Source organism: Gluconobacter sp. Dm-44 (genome assembly GCF_018256175.1).
GTDB classification, from domain to species: Bacteria; Pseudomonadota; Alphaproteobacteria; order Acetobacterales; family Acetobacteraceae; genus Gluconobacter; species Gluconobacter cadivus.
Map to the genome: position 1 here is coordinate 1 of NZ_JAERLZ010000015.1, position 16063 is coordinate 16063.

A 16063-nucleotide genomic window follows, 5' to 3' on the forward strand; every position below is an offset into this window, starting at 1 on the left:
CGCTCATACATTCATGTCCGCAATCCACATCGCAGCAAGCGTCATCTTCTACCTCAAAGAATGAGTCCTGAGCCTAGATTATCCATCATCCGGGCGAAGATTGCGGGTGCGTTTCAGAACCTGTGGGTCATTCTATATGAAATTCTTCCTCAGCCGGGCGGAAATCGCATTCCCAACAATCTGAACAAGAATTGTCAGCACAACAAGAATACTCACCACCCATAACATCATGACTGTATTAAATCGTTGATATCCATAGCGAATTGCAAGATCACCCAGTCCGCCCGCGCCCACGACGCCCGCCATGGCAGAGGCGCTGATGAGTGTGACCAGCGTGACGGTCAGACCAGAGACCAACCCCGGCAGAGCCTCGGGAATAAGAACCGAGCGCACGACTTTCGCCCGTGTCGCACCCATCGCGCGAACCGCGTCAATCAGTTCCGGAGACACCTCTCTCAATGAAACTTCCGCAATCCGCGCGAAATATGGGATCGCGGTAATGGACAGTGGGACGATGGCCGCAGCAGTCCCAAGAGCCGTTCCCATGACAAAGCGCGTAAAAGGGATCAGGACAACAAGAAGAATAATGAACGGCACTGCTCTTGTCAGATCAACCACAACTCCAAGGAGCCGACCGATGAGGCGAACGGGCCATAGTCCTCCCGGCCTCGTGATGGTGAGCAGAACAGCAAGAGGCAGTCCAACGAGAACGGCAATTGCAGCAGACGCAAAAACCATTTCGAGTGTCGCCAGCGTGGCTTTGAAAAACAGATCAAAAACCTGATGATGCATATTCGGCGGCCTCCATTTCCTCTGCATTATCCGACACACGACTGATGAAGGACCGTGTTAAGGCGTGTTTCGCCTCCCCTCTATTCAGTAATTCATTTGAAATATCTTCAACAATACGCCCCTGATCGAGAACAAGCACTCGGTGAGCCAAACGGCGGATAACATCCATTTCATGCGTAATAAGAATAATCGTGACGCCAAGCTCTTGATTAATGGTTTCAAGAAGGGCGAGAATTGACGTCGTCGCTTCAGGGTCTAGCGCCGACGTTGCTTCGTCACACAACAAAATAGCTGGATGACCCGCCAGCGCCCTTGCAATCCCAACCCTCTGCTTTTGCCCGCCAGAAAGCTGCGAAGGGTGCTTTGTCTCATGCCCTTCAAGGCCGACCAGATGGATCAGCTCCTGAATACGATGTTGCCGCTCTTTTTTGGGAACTCCCAAAATTTCCAGACCAAGAGAAATATTGCCGGCCACAGTCCGGGACTGGAGAAGATTGAACCCCTGAAAAACAAGGCCGATCCGTTGTCGAAGAGCAAGCAGTTCACGTTCTTTAAGAACGCTAAGATTTTTTCCTTCAACGAGAACGTGGCCTGAATCCAGGGTTTCTGCGCCATTCAGGCAGCGAAGCAAGGTCGTCTTCCCTGCTCCCGAACGCCCGATGAGCCCCACAATTTCACCGCGATGAACAGAAAAGCTGATATTTTCCAGCGCATAATGGCCGTTGAAGGCCTTGGACAGACCTTCAACTTTCAACATTTCATTCGCTTCAGCCACACCCGTATTCTGCATTACCATCATATTCAAAGAGAAAGATCGGCTCGAAGATAGTAAAAACCACCCTCTTCGGACAACTGCTGACTGAGTGTGTCGTAGAGATTGTTGTTATAATCCGCCGTAAAGGACGGCACACGGCTGGGATGGGCATTTCCGACATTGTTGCCGCCCAGCGCCAGATGAAGTTGGGGAAGAACCTGATAGCCGACTTCAAGATTGGTCACAAAGCGGGGACGGTTGATCTGATGGTAAAAATCCGTTGTCGAAAAAGCATTGCTTCCCGAAACGAATGTCAGGTTGGACGTTGTATGCCCATAACGGATTTCGTGAACAGCGACCGTCCATTTTCCCTGACGCCAGGTTCCTCCAAAAATCAGCTTGTTGGACGGGTTTTCCGTTGACATCAAACTGATCTGCTGAGCGTTCAGAACCGGAGCCCCCTCCCCGGTTCGGGCAATGTTTCTGACATTGGTATGGTTGAAATTGACGGCTGCATCCCAGTCCACTTTGCCATAACGCCCAAAGTCCGAAGAATAATGCGCCGTAATATCAAGGCCGGTTGTCCGGGTACTGGCGCCATTCGTGAAGTAATTTGTGCTGACCGCAGATTCATCGCCAGAAAATCCGGACGTATCCACGCCCGCTGCGGCATAGGCTTCTACAGCCCGGGCACCTGAAGCATACCCTCCGTCAACGATCCGATGCTTGATGTAGATTGTATAACCGTCAACATTGATGTGAAGGCGCGGCAACGGATTCAGGATCATGCCCACACTGAAATTGGTGGATGTTTCCGGTCTGAGGCCAGGCGAGCCCAAAGCGCGCGCAGCGGGTGAGTTGGCCGCAATCTGTCCGGTTGCGTAGTTCGGGCTGGAGATGAAAGCCGCAAAATTCTGTTCCGCAAGGGTCGGAGCACGAAAGCCGGTGCTGGCGGTACCGCGAAATCCAATGAAGCGGTTGATATCATATCGCGTGGAGATTTTTCCCGTCCGCGCATTTCCGACATCGTCATAGTGCTCAAACCGTCCGGCAAGATCCACCCGCCAGCGTTTGACGATCTGCGTCGAGAAATCAACATAGGCGGCTGCGACGTGTCTGGCTGCGTTAACGGCATCCTGAGGCGTTTCGCCCTGATATCCCTGCGCACCGCTCAGATAATACGACAACGGCTCTCCTGAACCGATGGAATAGGTATCACGGCGATATTCACCACCAAAGGCGATATTCAAGGGGCTGTACAGAAACGGAAGATCTACGCCGCGCCGAATATCGAGATTGTTCGTCCATTGCTGGTTGGAATAACTTCCAAGATAGAAACGCGATGGGGAATATCCTGTCTCTTTATAAGCGTCCGCGTTCGCGGAATTATAATCTCCCAGCGTATCGTGATCTCCACCGATCGTGGAACTCAGATCCCAGTCAAAACCGTAAAGTCGTTTTCCTCGAAAACCGAGCGTGAAGCCATAATCATTCTCAGGCATTGTTTCGACGGGTTCAAACCCGTTCGGATACATCCCCAAAAGCCCGTCAGCCGCAGTAGTGCTCGGAGCACGCAGAAAAGCCCAGCGCTCGGCATCGCGGTGCGTGAATGTTCCAAAACCATAAAGCTCTATGGCATCCGTTAAATGATAGCCGAAATTCGTTTCGATGGACTCACGCGTCACCTGAGGCTGACCCGTTGCCAGATCGTTATTTTTGCCCGTCCGGGGGTCAATTCCAGTTCTCTGTGTGCGGTCCTGATGCTTGAATTCTGCACTGAGGTTCAGGAAACCCCGATTGCCCAGCTTGAAACCTGCATTCAGGTTTTCACCAGTCGTAAAGCCATCTCCCGCAGCATAGCCGCCATTGACAGCCTGAAGATGGATACCGTGATTGTTGGATTTCAGAATGACGTTGATTACGCCTGCGATGGCATCCGATCCATACTGCGCAGCCGCACCATCCTGCAGTATCTCGATGTGATCGACCGCAGAAATCGGGATCATATCCAGATCGACTGGTGTGGTTCCCTGCTGTGACGAGGCATCTACCGCGATGGCGGCTGTCGTATGCCGTCTTTTACCATTCACCAGCACCAGAGTCTGATCGGCATTCAATCCCCGCAGGCTCAGCGCATCAATAACCGATCCCTGATCCGAACCGTTGACCTCACGGCTGATGGAAGGAGAAAGCTGGACCAGCGCCTCCCGGATGTCCGTCATGCCCGTTGCCCGAAGCTGGTTGCCCCCGATGATCGTAATGGGGCTGATGCTGCGGGCCGCCGTCTGAGAGGGGTCTCGGGTGCCTGTCACGATGACCTGCTCCGGTTCATCAGCCACAGCCTGTTCTGTCCTGACGGCAGGCACGGTTTTTTTGACAACAGTCTCTTTTCTGGACTGTTTTTTCACGCCGGAACTATCCTGAGCCGATGTGTTTTCGGCCGCAACGGCCCCCGAAAAGGTCCCGGAAAATGAGAGGCCAACAAGAAGTGGCGCCAGGACATAACCACTACGCATAAGAGTTCTTTCAAGGAGATTTGTCTTTTGTTGATTATTTCATAGTGTTTTTTGAGTCAAACAACATATTGATGTGGATTTAATATATATCGCGTTTTATGGAGGACTATATGAGGACACATGCTCCTGAAACCTGTCGCAAAACAGGTCCCAGAGGCAAAAATTCAGAGCCGAAAGTGGTTACGTGTATGACGCAGAGCACTCTTTCTCTCCCGACCATCGACCTGTCCCTGTGGCAGGATCAGCAGACGCCAGACGAGTTTTTCCTTGAATCTCTGCGTAACGCCGCCCACGAATACGGCTTCTTCTACCTGAAAGGACATGGGATTTCGGCGGATCTGAATGCCGACCTCATGACGCAGGCACAGGAATTTTTCTCTCTGCCAATGGAGCATAAAGAACAGATTTCTATGGTGAATTCTCCACATTTCAGAGGGTATAATCACGCCGGTAGAGAAATCACACGCGGCAAGGCGGACTGGCGCGAACAACTCGATATCGGTCCCGAACGAGCCATTGTGGAAGATCTGAGGGGCAAACCGGCTTATATGCGTTTGCAGGGCCCCAACCAGTGGCCAGCAACACTCCCAGAGCTCAAGGCGACTGTTCTGTCATGGCAGGAGCAGGTTCTGGATGTTCTCAGGCGCCTGCTCGAAGCGCTTGCGCTCTCTCTGGGGCAGGCGGCAAATGCCTTTCATCCCGTCGTCAGCAAAACGCCTTACCAGCTTTTGAAACTCATCCATTATCCCGGCCAGCATGGCGGCGGAGAAAGGCAGGGCGTGGGCGCTCATAAAGACAGCGACCTCCTCTCGCTCATCCTTCAGGACAATGAAGGCGGGCTGGAAGTGGAACTGGCAAACGGTGAGTGGCTTCAGGCCCCCCCACAGCCGGAGACGTTCATCGTCAACATCGGCGAATTGCTGGAAGTCGCCACAAGCGGATATTTCAAGGCTGCGATCCATCGTGTCATCAGCCCAAGCTCAGGACGGGACAGGTTGTCCGCAGCCTTTTTCCTCGGCGCACAACTCGACGCCACGATGCCAGTCCTCCCGCTGCCGGACGCCTTGGCAAACTCCAGCGCCGGGATCACGCAGGATCCCGACAACCCCCTCTTTTCCCAGATCGGACAGAACACACTCAAAGGGCGGCTACGCTCTCATCCCGATGTTGCGGCCCGACATCACAGTGATCTTTTCTCTGCCGTTCCCTCGAAAGTCCTGCACCATGCGTAATCGCCCTGTCAGCCAGACACAGCCCATATCCGGTATTTCTCTGGGGCGTCGCAAACTGCTCACGCTCCTCGCTGCCACATCTCTCATTGGAGCATCCGCAAAAGCGCAGTCGAAGCCTGTACGGGTCGGGATCCTGTCCGGTGAAGACGAGGATATCTGGCGTATTGTTCAGGAAAATGCCCGCGCGACGGGCCTGACCATCGAAGTCGTCACTTTTTCTGAAGGCAATCCGATCAACGCGGCCCTTGCGGCAGGAGATCTGGACGCCAACGCATTTCAACACGGTCCGTACCTTCAGGCTCAGAATACTGCACTGGGCTCTCATATCGTGCCTGTTGGAAACACCTACTTCGCACCGATCGGCTTTTATTCGAAAAAATGGAAAACACTTTCCACAATCCCTGATGATGCAACGATTGGCGTTCCCGCCGACCCTACGAACGAAGGACGTGCGCTTAAACTCCTGCAATCTCTTGGGTTACTGAAGATTTCACCTGACGCGGGCGAGATGCCAACCGCACTCGATATCTCCGATAATCCGAAAAACCTGACGATCAAGGAACTGGATGATCCTGTTCTGGCTCGGTCTCTGCCAGATCTGGATGCGGGCGTCGTGATTACGGAATGGGCCTACAAAGCCGGGATCGACCTTAAATCGGAGCGTCTGGCGCGCGAGAGTATGGACAACAATCCCTATATCAATTTTATCGCCGTAAACGAGCCCTACGCCCATGCCACTTGGGTTCAGCCACTGGTGAGCGCTTTTCAAAAACCCAATGTCCGCGCCAAGCTGCTTGAAGCCTATCACGGGGCCATCATTCCTGCGTGGACGTAATGTCCTTCATCCCGTCCTGACTTTAGATGCACACGCTGGCCGACCTGCCCCTTCATCTGACTGGCGATAGAGAACCGTTGATCAGAGCCGTCGTACAAACAGCTCTGGTCAACGGTTTCTTCACTCACCCCTCCTCTATTTCAGGCATCAAAGTTATGTGGCAGGACGACCAGATCCCGCACCATGACACCCTTTGAACGGGTCAGAATAAAAATCAGCGCTTCGGCAACTTCCTTGGCTTCCATTAAGGCCCCAGCCTTGATGTTGGCTTCAAGCCGTGCCTGATCCCAGTCTTTCAGCAAAGGCGTGACAACCGGGCCAGGTTGGATGGCTCCTACACGAATCCCATACTTCGCAACCTGACGGCGCACTGTGTGGACAAAGGCCTGCACAGCATGTTTCGAGGCGGTGTAGATGGGTTCAGCCATAATAGGGATTATGCCCGCAATCGAACTGGTCATGACGATATCGCCACTTTCCTGCTTCATCATCTGCGGCAGAACGGCGCGGACCGAGCGGAAGGCTGCATTAATGTTCAGGTGGAGCATGGGGTCCCAGCTGTCAGGATCGCCTTCCCAGACATTGCCGCCCACATAAGCGCCAGCATTGGCGTGGAAAATATCAATCCTGCCCTGCTCCTGAACGATCTGTGCAATCGCAGCATCTACGGTTTTGTAGTCGAAGAGATCGACGATAATTGCATGAGCCTGGCTGCCGAGTTCTGCCGTTTTATCTTCGAGTGCTGTGGCGTCACGGTCCAGAAGATAGACCACTGCCCCCGCTTCGATGAGATAGCGGGCACATTCGAGACCAATGCCCGAAGCTGCGCCGGTGATGGCGGCAATTTTACCCTGAAGAGACTGTGTCATATGCCCTATCCTGTGATGCTGTCTCAGTGTGCGGACGCTGTGCCGCGCTGACGACTGATGAAAATTGCGAGGAGGATGATGGCGCCTTTGATGACGTTCTGAACGTAAGGGGAGACTTCAAGCAGGTTCAGACCGTTGTTCAGAACACCCAGCAACATGGCGCCAATCAGGGTTCCGATGATGGAACCGCGGCCGCCGGAAATTGAGGTGCCACCCAGCACCACGGCTGCGATGGCATCGAGTTCAAAGCCGACGCCTGCGTTCGGCTGACCGCTCATGAGGCGGGAGGAGAGAACAACACCAGCCAGAGCGGCGGTGAAGCCTCCGATCAGATAAACGATGATTTTATATTTACGGGAATCAATGCCTGAGAGGCGCACAGCCTCTTCATTGCCGCCTATGGCATAAATATAGCGACCGATCGGCATGCGCTGGAGCAACAGATAGGCCAGCGCATAAACCACGAGCATGATGAGAATGGGCGTCTGGATTCCCAAAACCTTCCCGCGCCCGATAAATGCAAACCAGTCCGGAAGGCCCGAGATGGGATAGCCGTTGGTGTAGATCAGCCCCAACCCACGGGCGATGCTCATTGATGCCAGAGTGACGATGATCGGCGGCATTCCAAGACGGGCGATGCAGACTCCGTTTCCTGCCCCGAAAAGCGCCCCCACACCCAGCCCAGCGAGAATGGCCAGCCCGGCGTTCAGGCCAGAAACCAACAGGCCAGCCGTGATGGTTCCCGCCAGCGCCATGACCGCTCCTACGGAGAGGTCAATGCCACCTGTGAGAATGGCAAAAGTCATGCCCACAGAAATGATGGCGTTGATCGAGACCTGTCTGGCAACGTTTTCGAGATTGCCGAAGGACAGGAAGCGGCTGTTGAGCGCGATCATGCAGGCCACGACCACGAACAGCCCAACCGCCGGGAGAAACGCCGTTGACCGTGCGAATTTCGATGCTCTGTAGCGCTCAAGCAGAGAGTGCATCGACTGCGAACTTTTTAACGCTTGCTGTTGCATGACGCATTACCTCTTCCGAACTGATGGCATCCCCTTCTAGAACCGTCGTGATGACGCCATGGCTGAAAACGGCCACGCGGTCACACATGCCGACGATCTCCGGAAGCTCGGATGAGATCATGATGATGGCGTAGCCCTCTGCCGTGAGGTTCCGCATAAGTGTATAGATTTCTGCCTTGGCCCCGACATCGATGCCACGCGTGGGTTCATCGAAGATCAGGATCTTGCTCCGGCGGTTCAGCCAGCGCGCGATTACAACCTTCTGTTGATTGCCACCACTAAGGCTCACCACAGTTGTCTCGTCCGAAGGCGCTTTGATGCGGACGGCAGACATCAGTTCCTGTGTCTTGCGCTTCTCCCGCACAGTGTCGATCGTGCCGATCGGGCGGGTATATTGCGCCAGGTTGTTGATAGAGATGTTGTCCCGGATGCTGAAGCCGAGGATCAGACCCTCGGTTTTTCGGCTTTCGGGCAGAATTCCGATACCGTGACGCAGAGCCTGTGCAGGATTCCCCATGGACACTTCCCTGCCCTCAATCCGCACCGTTTTTCCGGGACATGGCAGTGCGCCGATCAACGCCAGAGCCGTCTCCGTTCGGCCCGAACCGACGAGCCCGGCAAAACCGAGGATTTCACCTTCTCGCAGATAGAAACTGTTGGGGTGTCCGTTACTGACGAAGCGGATATTTTCAGCTTCCAGAATTCGCTCGGCAATATGCAGTGCGGGCTTGGGCGGAAACGTATTTTCAATTTTCCGACCGACCATCCGCTCAACCAGATGGTCCATCGTGCACTCGGACGTTTTCAAAACACCCACACGCGCACCATCGCGCAGCACCGTAATGCGGTCACAGATTTCAAAAATCTCTTCGAGATGATGCGACACGAAGAAAATGCCGATGCCCTGATCCCGAAGCTGCCGCATGACGTTGAAGAGCAGTTCGGCTTCTGTCGGCGTCAGGGTCGCGGTTGGTTCGTCGAGGATGAGAACCTGTACATCCAGTGACAGAGCTTTCGCGATTTCCACAAACTGCTGTTCAGCCACGCTGAGACGCGCGACGGGAACGTCAAACCGTGTTCTGACCCCGAGCCGTTCGAAAATTCCCTGCGCGATGCGTGTCATTTCGTTTTTGCGGGAAAATCCGAGAGCGTTCCGCATTTCGCGTCCGAGGAAAATATTATCCACGGCATCAAGTTCAGGAATCAGGCTGAATTCCTGAAAAACAATCCCGATGCCTGCGCTGATGGCATCCTTGTAGCTGGAGAAATGGCATTCTTTTCCGTTGAGAAAGATTTGCCCTTCATCCTGAGACTGAATCCCGCCCATGATCTTGATGATCGTGGACTTTCCAGCGCCGTTCTCCCCCAGAAGAGCATGGATTTCTCCCTGCTCAAGACTGAGGCTGACATTCCGCAATGCCCTGACTCCCGGAAAGCTCTTGGAGATCCCTTCAAGGGCCAGAAGAGGCTCTGACGCTATCTGACTGGTCTGTGTCATGATGTTCTCTCCGAAATCCAGCGCGCCCCTGGAATTTACCAGCTGAACGTTTTGGCTTTCGTCGCGTCGATCAGTTCGACATCGACTGGCAGAACCTTCGGCACTTCCGCACCCCATTTCTTTGCGAGCGCGAGCGCGAGTGCCAGACGGATTTCCTGCCGGGGGAACTGCGCCGCCGTGGCAATGAAATGGGAACCGGGCTTGCTGATGGCCTTCATGGCTTCCGGATTGCCATCAACGCTAACCAGCTTCACGTCCGATCCATTGGATTCGATGGCTGACAGCACGCCGAGGGACCCATTGTCATTGACGCTGAAAATTCCCTTCAGATCCGGGTTGGCCTGAAGCATGTTCTCCGCCACCGTCAGGGCCTGATCACGCTCCTGCTTGCCGTTCTGGACGCTGACAATCTTGATGTCAGAATGCTTGGCAATGGCGTCCCTGCAGCCTTTGACACGCTCCAGAATTGGCACGACCGGAATGCCGTCAATAATGCCGATATTGCCGGTCTTGATCGTCATGGCGAGATACTCGCAGGCCTTGAAGCCAGCATCGTAATTCTTGGAACCGACGAACGCATCCAACGGACCGCCAGCCTGAGCATCCACCGAGACAATCGGGATATTCTTGTCATGAACGGTCTTTACGACGGACGTAACACCCACGGTATCGGTTGGGTTAATGATGATGATCTGTGCGCCCTGCTGGATCATGTCCTCAATGTCACTCACCTGCTTGGACACGTCATGATGTGCATCGCTGATGATAACGTTGGCGCCGATTGTGGCAGCGGCCTCCTGCAAGGCGTCTTTCATGGTGACGAAGTACGGGTTGTTCATTTCCTGAAAGGAAACACCAATTTTTAGCGGTGTCCCGGCCGCGGCAGCCGGCTGTGACAGGGCTGTCCCGCCAAGAGCGAGAGACAGAATGGTCAGCGGAAGCGTCTTGATCTTCATGTTACACCTGTTGATCTACATGCCCGGTGCTGGCCATTTCCTGCACAGGGCCTTGTCAAAGCCGTAAAGTTATCTGTCTCTATTTGAGGATGTGCCGACCTAAAGGGCCGTGTATCCGCCATCGACAAATATTTCCTGTCCGTTGACCATGTTCGATGCATCGGAGGCGAGATACAGAACTGTATCCGCGACATCTTCCGGTGTTGCGACACGACCAGCGGGGATTTTTCCCAGCAGCTTTTCCAGCTTGTTGCCGACGCTCCAGACGCGTTCACCCATAGGCGTCCAGACGACTGTGGGGCAGATGGCATTGGCCTGGATGTTGTGAGCGGCCCACTCCGCCGTCATGACCTTGGTAAGACCATTCAAGCCGGCTTTTGAGGCGACGTAAGCACCATGGTCGATCAGCGCGACAGAACTGGCCTGGGAACTGATGTTGATGATCTTCCCGCGTTTGCGTTCGATCATGCCTGGCGCAAAAGCACGGGCGAGAAGCCAGGGTGCACGCAGATTGATGGCCTGCACGGTGTCCCACTCCTCGACGGTCTGCTCCACAAGAGGGCGGGGGAAACTGACGCCAGCATTGTTGACGACAATATCCACACCACCCCATGCAGCCCTTACCGTCTGGGCTACAGTATCAGGAGCAATCGGATCCCCAAGATCCGCAACAACCGTAAGACAGCGACGACCATGCCCTTCCACGATCCGGCGTGTTTGAGCCATATCAGCTTCAGACCGTGCAACGGCGATAATATCGGCCCCGGCAGCACTCAGAACCTCGCAGATCGTGACGCCAAGCCCGCGGGACGCACCCGTGACAAGCGCTTTGCGACCATCGAGGGAAAATCGTTGTGGAAGTGTTGGCATGGTCTGTTCTCCCCTGTCGATCAATTCAAAAAATCTGCGGCGCCTGTCGGCGAAAAGGCCGTCATTTCGCGGGCCTGACGCCGGTACTCGCGTGGAGTGCAGCCCCGCAGACGCAGGAAAATACGGTTGAAATTGGAAAGGTTGTTAAAGCCGGAAGCCGCACCGATTTCGGTGATTGAAAGCCTGGAACTGGCCAGCAGATGGCACGCATGACACACCCGCAACCGATGCAAGAAAGACATAAACGTATCTCCTGTTGCGGCCCGGAACTGGCGCGAGAATGTTGAGGCACAAAGTCCCAGATTCTGTGCCAGATGGTCGTGGCGAATTTCGGACGGGTCCATGGCCATGAGGGATGTGATGACGCCGCTCATACGTTGCATTTCCGGACTATCGAGCCCTTTGCTTTCAACTTTGAGCGACAGTGTTCTGAAAGGTGCACACGTCAGTGTGACGAGAAGATCCAGACAGGCAGCCAACCTCCCAGAACCTTGGAAAGTGCCAATCGCCTTAAGCTTCTCTCCCAGACCAAGTGCTTCTGGGCCAGTGAACTCGACACCAAGAGCAGATTCCTGAAGCAAATTTCTCAGTCCACCCAGTTCCGGGCAAAGCGTCATCAGACAGTCAATCCATTTAGCGCTAAACTGAAGGACGACATCGCGTCCTGTGAGCACTTCACCCGGCTTTAAAGGACTGAACCACCCATGCGGCAGATCCGGCCCGACCAGAACAAGCTGGCGTGGTCCGAAACTCCCGATATGGTCTCCGATGATCGCACGACCTTCGCTCTGTGTGATCAGGTGCAGTTCGTATTCCGGATGATGGTTCCAACGGGCCAGCGGGCCGGGATAGTCATGCTGATGCCAGCGAAAACTGGTGTTAGGGTCCGCATGGATCATCTCGTAAACAGGACGCGTATTTCCTTCACTGACAGGCGGTTTTATTGTCAGGGAGCTGATCGTTCCAAGCGCTGATACACGGCTGGAAATCGGAGCCAACGGCCTCTGTCTGGATAATTTCTGTGTTACGGACATGATGGCACCGCTTCTCAGAGAGCAATCTGGAGTTTGACGTCGCTTGGTCGAGCCTCGGCAGCCCGCTCAAACGCGGCAATCCCCTGATCGAAAGGGAATGTTTCCAACACAAGCGGTTTGAGATTGATCTTTCCCGCGCTGATGAGTCGAATGGCGCGCTCATAAACATTCGCGTAGCGGAACACCGTTTCCATGCGGATTTCCTTGGCCTGCGCCGCTACGATGTCGAACGGAACCTTCTGCAGAGGCATACCGACGAAGACAATGCTTCCGCCAGGCCGCACACATGCCAGAGCATCGTCATAAGCGCCGGTAAAACCGCTCGCTTCGAAAACAACATCCACGCCCCAGTCAGATCCACAGATGGCATCCACAACATCACGCGGCTTTTCGTCACGAACGTTGATGGGCCTGATACCGTCATACTGTCCGGCAATAACAAGCTTGGCGGGTGCCAGATCCGTGACGAAAACCTGCCCCGCCCCGGAGGCAAGTGCGGCCAATGCGGTCATGATCCCGATAGGGCCACACCCGGTCACAAGACAGATATCACCAGGTTTAATGGCAGCCTTGACCGACGCCTGTACGCCAACTGCAAGCGGTTCGATCATCGCACCTTCAGCGAAGCTCACATTGTCCGGTAGTTTGAAGGTGAAGGCGGCTGGATGCACGACGGAATGCGTCAGACAGCCGTGAACGGGCGGCGTCGCCCAGAAGCGGACGGCGGGATCTACGTTGTACTGGCCCATCAGCGTTGCGCGGGACTGTGGGTCTGGAATGCCGGGCTCCATGCATACCCGGTCACCAACTTTCAGCGATCTGACATGGCTTCCGACTTCCGTTATCGTCCCAGAAGCCTCATGTCCCAGCACCATGGGTTCACGAACAACGAAAGGTCCGATGGCGCCATGTGTATAGTAATGCACATCGCTGCCGCAGATACCGACCGTATGAATGGCAATCCGGACGTCATTTGCGCCAAGTTCCGATGGAAGGTGAATCTCGCGCAGGGAGAGTTCACCTTTCTTTTCGAGCACCAGTGCCTGAGCCATACCCAACCGTCTCCTGCCACACATTCCAACATCAAATGTGATTAAGAGTAGGGATTATATGTTATATATAACAACGTATAGGGTATTTTTTCCTAAAAAGTGATACTTTTTTGATTGGGATAATTACGAAGGTTAGATCCCCCATCACCAAAATTTTTTATATGATATTGATATAAATATATTTTATTGAAAATTTTCTATGAAAATCAGGGAATATGCCTCTCTGTAGATTGGAATTTTTCATGTTATAGGTAACAGAAATATGAGGTCTGGGATGCTCCAAAAGCTCCAGATAAAAGGCTCAATCAGTGGCTTGCTCAGTGCCGCATTGAGCATTTCATAAATTACCCGATATTCACATACACAGCATAAAGACTGTGCGACGCAGCCATAAAAAGGCGGTTACGGCGCTGGCCGCCAAAACACAGATTGGCACACCGCTCGGGCAGCGGAAGAAAAGCCCGGGCTTCGCCGTTCTTTCCAAAGACCTTGACGCCATTTCCCTCAGTTCCGCCCCACCCACACCAGAGATTTCCAGCGTCATCGCAGCGCAGGCCATCACCCAACCCCTGCGCAGCATCGATCAGAATATGACGATCAGTCACCCGATCCCTGCTCTCATTCAACTGACACGCCCAGATCAGATTTGGAGAGGCTCCAGTATCGATCAGATAGAGAATGCTGCCATCGGGGGAAAATGCCAGCCCGTTGGGATTAAGAAATCCATCCTCAATGAGCTGAATTCCGCCCCTTGGCCCGATCCGGTAAAGGGAGGTCGGCAGTTCCTGCTCGCCCCGCCCTCCCCCTTCATAGGCAGATCTGAGGCCATAATCCGGGTCGGTGAACCAAATGGCACCATCAGCGGCGACCACCACATCATTCGGAGAATTAAGCTGGCACCCGCTGAATCTATCAGCAATGACGGTCATCGTGCCGTCATGCTCTGTCCGCGTGACGCGTCGGGTCTCATGCTCGCAGGTGATCAGTCGCCCCACAAGGTCGCGGGTATTGCCATTGGCAAAGCCAGAGGGGCCACGAAACACCGAAACCTGCCCGGTCTCTTCCGTCCATCGCAGGATACGGTTGTTGGGAATATCGCTCCACAGCAGGAAGCGCCCGTCTCCAAACCAGACAGGCCCCTCCCCCCATGCCATTCCTGTTGCAAGACGTTCCGTATCAGAGTTCGGCAAAAAGCCATCGAACGTCGGGTCGTACAGAACAGGCGCATAGGCCACGCGCGCGAGATAGTCTTTCTGAGCGGGAACCACTCCCGGAAACAGTGACGTATTCATCCGACCACATGCTCCTCTTCGCCTTCCATCTTTGCGCCAGGAAGAACCGCAGGCCGATAGGCCACAATACTCGCCACCAGAACCGTACCAACCAGAACACTTCCGATAATGGCGGCAGGCAACCCGTAGATCACCCCCAGCATTGGCACCAGAAAGCCTGCCACACCCTGCCCCAAAGCCGCGACTGCGTAGCTTGTGCCCATCCCGAGCGACCGCGTCTCGGAAGGGAAGCGCTGTGACAGATAATGCGGAATAAGAGCGAAAATGCTGTTCCCAAACATGCCGACGCCAAACGCCCCAGCCAGCATGACCGTCATGTTATGTGCCGAAATAAACGGCCAGATCCCGAGCGCCGTCAGAGCGAAATACAGCATGAACACCATTCGGTCTCCCAAGCGGGATGCCAGAACTCCGCACAGTGGTTTCCCCAGCAGGGAGCCGATGCAGTACGCCGCGATGAAAGGAAAAACATCAGCCGGAGACATATGACGGTCTGAGCGCAGGAACGTCGGATAAAAGCTGTACATCGCAGCATTCTGGAACTGAACGAAGGCCATGAAAATCAGAGCCTGAAGCGCTGCTCCGTCAAGACGGAAGCCAAACTTCCGCCGCTGGACCTGTTGTTTCGGCATGGACTGGAGCTTGAGCCAGACCGGGCTTTCCGGAACGCCGCGACGAATAAAAATCGCCAGAAGTGCGGGTACGACCCCGATCAGGAACAGCGCCCTCCACCCCCAGATCGGGAGAATAATGGCCTGCGCCGCTGCAGCGGCGAAGAAGCCGCATTCATATCCCGACATCATCAACGACGACGCCAGAGAACGCGCACGCGGTGGCACACTTTCCATGAGAAGGGCTGCAGAAGCAGTCCATTCGCCGCCAAAGCCGATCCCGAACATGAACTGGACCACCAGCATGGCCAGATACGTCCATGTCATGGCCGTTGCGCCGGAAAAGACCGCGAACCAGATCACACCGATCATAAAGGTCAGCTTGCGACCATACCGGTCCGACAGCCAGCCCCAGCCTGTATTGCCCACCACACGCCCGACACTCTGGGCTGTGATGATAATTCCCATTGCCGTCAGGCTGACACCCAGATCCTTTCCGATATCCGGCAGACAAAGCAGAAGCGCCACCTGATCGAAGGCATCAAGAAACCAGCCCAGAAACGCCGCCAGCGTGACCCGCCAGTATGGACGCAGTAGCTGGAACGCACTCACGTTCTGGTCGGACGCCGAAACGGGCTGGGACAGAATGTGCTCATGAGACACGGTATTGGTCCTCTTTCGAAACATGTCGGCCTGTCGGCCGCACATTCTGTGTGTTTAAAAAACGAAA

Annotated in this window: 13 protein-coding genes and 1 pseudogene; 2 read left to right on the forward strand and 12 right to left on the reverse strand. The window is 54.5% G+C overall.

Going from position 1 to position 16063, the window contains the following annotated elements; genetic code table 11:
• Positions 1-132: 132 nt before the first annotated feature.
• The 3 genes and pseudogenes from JK213_RS13570 to JK213_RS13580 form a co-directional block, all read right to left on the reverse strand.
• Positions 133-792 carry a methionine ABC transporter permease gene (locus tag JK213_RS13570; RefSeq protein WP_194263232.1) on the reverse strand — a complete coding sequence of 220 codons (660 nt, stop codon included), beginning with the start codon at positions 790-792 and terminating at the stop codon, positions 133-135.
• A gap of 109 nt (positions 793-901) precedes the next feature.
• Positions 902-1549: pseudogene (locus JK213_RS13575) on the reverse strand (methionine ABC transporter ATP-binding protein); the annotation flags it as partial.
• Between the two features lie 44 nt (positions 1550-1593).
• Positions 1594-3885, reverse strand: a complete 2292-nt coding sequence (locus JK213_RS13580) for a TonB-dependent receptor domain-containing protein (protein WP_322783064.1) — start codon at positions 3883-3885, stop codon at positions 1594-1596.
• A 365-nt stretch (positions 3886-4250) separates the two neighbouring features.
• Here JK213_RS13580 and JK213_RS13585 point away from each other — a divergent pair, with 365 nt between their 5' ends.
• Both JK213_RS13585 and JK213_RS13590 read left to right on the forward strand, forming a co-directional pair.
• Positions 4251-5294, forward strand: coding sequence for an isopenicillin N synthase family oxygenase (locus JK213_RS13585; RefSeq protein ID WP_194263230.1), 1044 nt, complete (start codon positions 4251-4253; stop codon positions 5292-5294).
• A complete protein-coding gene (locus tag JK213_RS13590; RefSeq protein ID WP_194263229.1) occupies positions 5287-6129 on the forward strand; it encodes a MetQ/NlpA family ABC transporter substrate-binding protein in 843 nt (280 codons plus the stop codon). The genes JK213_RS13585 and JK213_RS13590 overlap by 8 nt, the downstream gene beginning before the upstream one ends.
• A gap of 140 nt (positions 6130-6269) precedes the next feature.
• On the opposite strand, the gene JK213_RS13595 is transcribed toward JK213_RS13590, so the two are convergent.
• From JK213_RS13595 to JK213_RS13635, 9 genes are all read right to left on the reverse strand, one after another.
• Positions 6270-6998 carry an SDR family oxidoreductase gene (locus JK213_RS13595; RefSeq protein WP_194263228.1) on the reverse strand — a complete coding sequence of 243 codons (729 nt, stop codon included), beginning with the start codon at positions 6996-6998 and terminating at the stop codon, positions 6270-6272.
• A 23-nt stretch (positions 6999-7021) separates the two neighbouring features.
• Positions 7022-7987 (reverse strand): ABC transporter permease, encoded by a 966-nt coding sequence (locus JK213_RS13600; RefSeq protein ID WP_194263227.1) that lies wholly within the window; start codon positions 7985-7987, stop codon positions 7022-7024.
• Positions 7971-9518 (reverse strand): sugar ABC transporter ATP-binding protein, encoded by a 1548-nt coding sequence (locus JK213_RS13605; protein ID WP_194263226.1) that lies wholly within the window; start codon positions 9516-9518, stop codon positions 7971-7973. The genes JK213_RS13600 and JK213_RS13605 overlap by 17 nt, the downstream gene beginning before the upstream one ends.
• A gap of 35 nt (positions 9519-9553) precedes the next feature.
• Entirely contained in the window at positions 9554-10474 is a 921-nt protein-coding gene (locus tag JK213_RS13610; protein WP_194263225.1) for a substrate-binding domain-containing protein, read from the reverse strand.
• A 99-nt stretch (positions 10475-10573) separates the two neighbouring features.
• A complete protein-coding gene (locus tag JK213_RS13615; RefSeq protein ID WP_194263224.1) occupies positions 10574-11344 on the reverse strand; it encodes an SDR family NAD(P)-dependent oxidoreductase in 771 nt (256 codons plus the stop codon).
• Positions 11345-11364: 20 nt separating this feature from the next.
• Positions 11365-12378, reverse strand: a complete 1014-nt coding sequence (locus JK213_RS13620; protein WP_194263223.1) for an AraC family transcriptional regulator — start codon at positions 12376-12378, stop codon at positions 11365-11367.
• 14 nt (positions 12379-12392) lie between these two features.
• Entirely contained in the window at positions 12393-13430 is a 1038-nt protein-coding gene (locus tag JK213_RS13625; protein ID WP_194263222.1) for an NAD(P)-dependent alcohol dehydrogenase, read from the reverse strand.
• 344 nt (positions 13431-13774) lie between these two features.
• Positions 13775-14722, reverse strand: a complete 948-nt coding sequence (locus tag JK213_RS13630; protein ID WP_194263221.1) for an SMP-30/gluconolactonase/LRE family protein — start codon at positions 14720-14722, stop codon at positions 13775-13777.
• Entirely contained in the window at positions 14719-15996 is a 1278-nt protein-coding gene (locus JK213_RS13635) for an MFS transporter (RefSeq protein ID WP_322783063.1), read from the reverse strand. Before JK213_RS13635 ends, JK213_RS13630 begins: the two co-directional genes overlap by 4 nt.
• Between the last annotated feature and the right edge of the window lie 67 nt (positions 15997-16063).

Bases quoted from the DNA above. Each gene is read 5' to 3' on its own strand.
- JK213_RS13595 (WP_194263228.1), bottom strand. From the start codon at position 6,998: ATGACACAGTCTCTTCAGGGTAAAATTGCCGCCATCACCGGCGCAGCT.
- JK213_RS13630 (WP_194263221.1), bottom strand. From the start codon at position 14,722: ATGAATACGTCACTGTTTCCGGGAGTGGTTCCCGCTCAGAAAGACTAT.
- JK213_RS13610 (WP_194263225.1), bottom strand. From the start codon at position 10,474: ATGAAGATCAAGACGCTTCCGCTGACCATTCTGTCTCTCGCTCTTGGC.
- JK213_RS13585 (WP_194263230.1), top strand. From the start codon at position 4,251: ATGACGCAGAGCACTCTTTCTCTCCCGACCATCGACCTGTCCCTGTGG.
- JK213_RS13605 (WP_194263226.1), bottom strand. From the start codon at position 9,518: ATGACACAGACCAGTCAGATAGCGTCAGAGCCTCTTCTGGCCCTTGAA.
- JK213_RS13570 (WP_194263232.1), bottom strand. From the start codon at position 792: ATGCATCATCAGGTTTTTGATCTGTTTTTCAAAGCCACGCTGGCGACA.
- JK213_RS13615 (WP_194263224.1), bottom strand. From the start codon at position 11,344: ATGCCAACACTTCCACAACGATTTTCCCTCGATGGTCGCAAAGCGCTT.
- JK213_RS13625 (WP_194263222.1), bottom strand. From the start codon at position 13,430: ATGGCTCAGGCACTGGTGCTCGAAAAGAAAGGTGAACTCTCCCTGCGC.
- JK213_RS13590 (WP_194263229.1), top strand. From the start codon at position 5,287: ATGCGTAATCGCCCTGTCAGCCAGACACAGCCCATATCCGGTATTTCT.
- JK213_RS13600 (WP_194263227.1), bottom strand. From the start codon at position 7,987: ATGCACTCTCTGCTTGAGCGCTACAGAGCATCGAAATTCGCACGGTCA.
- JK213_RS13620 (WP_194263223.1), bottom strand. From the start codon at position 12,378: ATGTCCGTAACACAGAAATTATCCAGACAGAGGCCGTTGGCTCCGATT.